Below are 1,164 nucleotides of genomic sequence, written 5' to 3'. Positions count from 1 at the left end.
GGACGCGCTTCAAAACCCGGGTTTTCTGAGGGACGCGGACGCAAAGGGTGTCGAATCACACGCGTGGAGGTGATTTGGCCCGCCCACAGTGTCAATTCGCAGGCCCCAAGCGCTCACCTCGGTGCCTGCGGACGCACTCATGCTCCGCACAGCTGCGGCCGCTTGCGCAGCATCCACAGATTGCCCAGCATGAACAGCGTGTGCAACTTGGCCGTGTTCTTGGCCAGTCCCCGGTAGCTGACCTTGGTGAAACCGAACTGACGCTTGATGACGCGAAAGGCGTGTTCGCCCTTGGCCCGGATGCGAGCCTTCACGCGTTCCAACTCGTCGATCAGCCGGCCCTTCTCTGTGCCTGTATCCAAGGCTCTGCGCTTGCCTGGGCGCATCGCAATGTGCCAACGCACCTTGGCACGCGTCCATCGCGCCGCCCCCTGGTAGCCCGCGTCGGCAAACACGTCTGTTTCCTGACCATGCAGCAAGCCATCAACCTGCGTCACGTCGGCCGCGTTGGCCGGCGTGGTTACCAGGCTGTGAACGACGCCCGTCCCCAGATCCGTGCCCACATGGGCCTTCATGCCGAAGTACCACTGCTGCCCCTTCTTGGTCTGGTGCATGTCCGGGTCACGCTGGCCGCTGCTGTTCTTGGTCGAGCTCGGTGCATTGATGATGGTGGCGTCCACCGCCGTGCCGCTCTTGACCACCAGACCCTTGGCGGCCAGCAGCTCGTTGACTGTCACGAACATCTGCTGGGCCAGTCCGTGGCGCTCCAGCAGGTGGCGAAAGCGCAGGATCGTGATGGCGTCTGGCAGACGGTCGGCATCGATGTTGAGTCGCGCGAATTCTCGATACAGCGGTGTGTCGATCAGCGCCTCCTCCATCGCCTGGTCGCCGAAGGTGAACCAGTTCTGCATGAGGTGGATGCGCAGCATGGTCTCGATGGGAAATGGTGGGCGGCCCGTCCTGGCTCTCGGGCTGTGAGGCTCGATCAGCGCCACCAGCGCAGACCACGGCACCACCCGCTCCATCTCACCCAAGAACTCGCGCTTGCGAGTGCGCTTGTTCGTCCAATCCAACCCGAGGCTTGTCTGTGTCATGCCCGCCATCGTGCCAATGCCGTGCCTTTAGCAACAGGGCAGTTGCCCGGGGTTTTGAAGCGCGTCCCTA

The 1,164-nt window shown here is 63.1% G+C and carries 1 protein-coding gene; it reads right to left on the bottom strand.

The genetic code is table 11. The features are described 5' to 3' along the window. Positions 1-137: 137 nt before the first annotated feature. Positions 138-1,094: an IS5 family transposase gene (locus RCO38_RS24200; protein ID WP_308331153.1), complete on the bottom strand. Its 957-nt coding sequence runs from the start codon at positions 1,092-1,094 to the stop codon at positions 138-140. Positions 1,095-1,164 lie beyond the last annotated feature (70 nt).

This window comes from Hydrogenophaga pseudoflava, from assembly GCF_031020795.1.
In the GTDB taxonomy this organism is placed as follows: domain Bacteria; phylum Pseudomonadota; class Gammaproteobacteria; order Burkholderiales; family Burkholderiaceae_C; genus Hydrogenophaga; species Hydrogenophaga pseudoflava_A.
The sequence above is the reverse complement of the archived record's forward strand: the minus strand, read 5'-3'. Positions and strand labels throughout refer to the sequence as shown.

Bases quoted from the DNA above. Each gene is read 5' to 3' on its own strand.
- RCO38_RS24200 (WP_308331153.1), bottom strand. From the start codon at position 1,094: ATGACACAGACAAGCCTCGGGTTGGATTGGACGAACAAGCGCACTCGC.